Annotated in this window: 4 protein-coding genes; all 4 read left to right on the top strand. The window is 37.9% G+C overall.

Annotated elements, in window-relative coordinates; all coding sequences use genetic code 11:
* The first annotated feature begins 22 nt into the window (after nucleotides 1-22).
* Nucleotides 23-529, top strand: coding sequence for an SDR family oxidoreductase (locus tag ACT8VG_RS08860; RefSeq protein WP_444195662.1), 507 nt, complete (start codon nucleotides 23-25; stop codon nucleotides 527-529).
* 143 nt (nucleotides 530-672) lie between these two features.
* Nucleotides 673-1086, top strand: a complete 414-nt coding sequence (gene rpsL, locus ACT8VG_RS08855) for a 30S ribosomal protein S12 (RefSeq protein ID WP_022425216.1) — start codon at nucleotides 673-675, stop codon at nucleotides 1084-1086.
* Nucleotides 1087-1125: 39 nt separating this feature from the next.
* The gene (rpsG, locus tag ACT8VG_RS08850) at nucleotides 1126-1596 is read left to right on the top strand and encodes a 30S ribosomal protein S7 (protein WP_006505720.1); all 471 of its coding nucleotides are present in this window, start codon (nucleotides 1126-1128) and stop codon (nucleotides 1594-1596) included.
* 51 nt (nucleotides 1597-1647) lie between these two features.
* A partial coding sequence (gene fusA, locus ACT8VG_RS08845) for an elongation factor G (RefSeq protein WP_444195661.1) occupies nucleotides 1648-3443 on the top strand: 1796 nt, incomplete at its 3' end.

Here is a 3443-nt window from a genome sequence, read left to right as displayed (position 1 = left end):
TGTATTAGATAAAACTTGAAATATTTATTATCTAATAAATAATGCATTACCACTCATGTTACGTATTTATTCATTTAGCTATGAAGAATTTCAATATGCATTGTCTGTAGGAGTCACTGCACCATTCTATTTAACTAAGCTATTTAAAGAGTATTTTAATGACGATGCCGTAATCATCAATATTTCGTCTTCTAGAGACCGAATGAGTCAGGCTAATACAGAAAGCTATACTGCAGCAAAAGGTGGCATATCAGCCCTTACACACGCATTAATGATGAGTCTAAGTGGAAAAGTGAGAGTGAATTCTATTTCGCCAGGATGGATTGATACTCACGGGAATACTTATACAGGGCCTGATGCTTATCAACAGCCAGTAGGAAGAGTAGGGAATCCAGAAGATATTTCCTCTATGGTTTTATTTTTATGTTCGTCAAAAGCAACATTCATCAATGGTGAGAATATCTGTATTGATGGTGGAATGACTAAACAGATGATCTATCATGAAGATGGTGGATGGCATTTGGATTAAATTGATAAAAAAAACTAAAAAAAGTAGTTGACGAGGACTTTTATTTGTCATATACTGACAAAGGTGTCCGACGAGGGCACATATATAAAAACAAATTTGTGAAACACCCGGAATTGTGTGTTAGAATTAGAAAGGAGAAAATCATGCCTACAATTAACCAATTAGTAAGAAAAGGACGTAGCGAAAAGACTAAAAAGGGTAAGTCTCCAGCTTTAAATAGAGGTTACAACTCATTAGCAAAAAGACCAACTAATGATAATTCACCTCAGAAGCGTGGTGTTTGTACCCGTGTTGCTACAATGACACCAAAGAAGCCTAACTCAGCATTACGTAAATATGCCCGTGTTAGATTATCAAATGGATTAGAGGTTACAGCTTACATTCCTGGTATCGGTCATAACCTTCAGGAACACTCTGTTGTATTAATTCGTGGTGGTCGTGTTAAGGACTTACCAGGGGTTCGTTACCATATTATCCGTGGTACTATGGACTGTGCTGGTGTTAAAGATCGTATGCAGAGCCGCTCATTATACGGAGCTAAAAAGCCTAAGAAATAAATTTTTAAATTAATAAAATAGAGAGAGGAGAATTTGCCGATGTCTAGAAAAGGACGTATTGCGAAAAGAGATGTTTTACCTGATCCAATTTACAATAGTAAAACAATCACTAAGCTTATTAACAACATCATGTTAGATGGTAAAAAAGGTGTTGCTCAGAACATCTTATATGAAGCATTCAAAAAAGTTGAAGAAAAGACTGGAAAGCCAGCTATGGAAGTATTCGACGCAGCTATCAACAACATCATGCCTGTACTTGAATTAAAGGTAAGACGTGTTGGTGGTGCTAACTACCAGGTACCAGTTGAAGTAACACCTGAAAGAAGAATGACTTTAGGTTTAAGATGGTTAACTAACTATTCTCGTTTAAGAAACGAAAATACAATGGTTGATCGTTTAGCTAACGAAATTATCGATGCTTCTAACGGTACAGGTGCTGCTGTTAAGAAGAAAGAAGATACTCATAAAATGGCAGAAGCTAACAAAGCTTTCGCACATTTCCGTTGGTAATATCTTTATTACATATAAATTAAAAGAAAAAGTATTTGAAAGGAGAAAATTATGGCTCGTGAATTTCCATTAGAAAAAACACGTAATATCGGTATCATGGCTCACATCGATGCTGGTAAAACAACTACTACTGAACGTGTTCTTTACTATACAGGTAAAATCCATAAAATCGGTGAAACTCATGATGGTGGATCTCAGATGGACTGGATGGTACAGGAAAAAGAACGTGGTATCACTATCACTTCTGCTGCAACTACAGCTCACTGGAAAGGATATCGTATTAACATCATCGATACACCAGGCCACGTAGACTTCACTGTAGAAGTTGAACGTTCACTACGTGTACTTGATGGTGCCGTTACAGTACTTGACTCTAAAGCAGGTGTAGAACCTCAGACTGAAACAGTTTGGAGACAGGCTACTACTTATGGCGTACCAAGAATTGTTTTCTCAAACAAGATGGACGCTACTGGTGCTGATTTCATCATGTCACTTAACTCATTAAATTCAAGATTAGGTGCTAATGCTGTTGCATTACAGTTACCTATCGGTGCTGAAGATACATTCGAAGGTGTTATCGACTTATTAAAGATGAAAGCTATCTATTTCGATGGTGCTGAAGGTATCGATGTAATCGAAAAAGAAATCCCAGCTGAATATGTTGATCAGGCTGAAGAATATCATCAGACCTTATTAGAAGCTGCTGCTTCATTTGATGATGATTTAATGATGCAGATTCTTGAAGGTGAAGAACCTGCAATCGAAGATGTTAAAGCTGCTATCCGTAAGGGTACAATCGCTGTTGAATTATTCCCAGTTCTTTGTGGTTCTGCTTACAAAGATAAGGGTGTTCAGCCAATGCTTGATGCTGTAATTGACTACTTACCAGCTCCAACTGATATCCCTGCAATCAAGGGTGTAGATGCTGAAGGTAACGAAGTTGATCGTCATGCATCTGATGAAGAACCATTCTCAGCTTTAGCATTCAAAGTTATGACTGACCCATTCGTAGGTAAGTTAACTTTCTTCCGTGTATACTCAGGTGTTGCAACTGCTGGTTCATATGTATTGAACTCAACAAAAGATAAGAAAGAAAGACTTGGTCGTATCTTATTAATGCATGCTAATACACGTAAAGAAATTGATGAAGTTTATGCTGGTGATATCGCTGCTGCAGTAGGTTTCAAGAACACTACAACTGGTGATACTCTTTGTGCGGAAGACGATTTCGTTATCCTTGAAAAGATGGAATTCCCAGAACCAGTTATCGAATTAGCAATTGAACCTAAGACAAAAGCTGACCAGAACAAACTTGGTGAAGCTTTAGTTAAATTAGCTGAAGAAGATCCAACTTTCAGAACATCTACAAACCCTGAAACTGGTGATACTATCATCGCTGGTATGGGTGAATTACACCTTGATGTCATTGTTGACAGATTAAAGAGAGAATTCCATGTAGAAGCAAACGTTGGTGCTCCTCAGGTTGCTTATAGAGAAACTATTACTCAGGCTGCTGAATGTGAAGGTAAATACATTAAACAGTCTGGTGGTCGTGGTCAGTACGGTCACGTTTGGATCAAGTTCGAACCTAATGAAGGTAAAGGATTTGAATTCGTTGACGCTGTTGTTGGTGGATCAGTTCCAAGAGAATATATCGGTTCTGTAAAAGTTGGTCTTGAAGACGCTTTAGAAACTGGTATGATCGCTGGTTACCCAGTACTTGACGTTAAGGCTACATTATTCGACGGTTCTTACCATGATGTCGATTCATCAGAAATGGCATATAAAGTAGCTGCTTCTATGGAATTAAAAGCTGCTGGTAAGAAGTCCGCTCCAGTAATCCTTGA

The sequence above is a fragment of the Catenibacterium sp. genome (genome assembly GCF_052354645.1).
GTDB classification, from domain to species: Bacteria; Bacillota_I; Bacilli_A; order Erysipelotrichales; family Coprobacillaceae; genus Catenibacterium; species Catenibacterium mitsuoka_A.
This window is presented reverse-complemented; position numbering and strand designations above follow the sequence as displayed.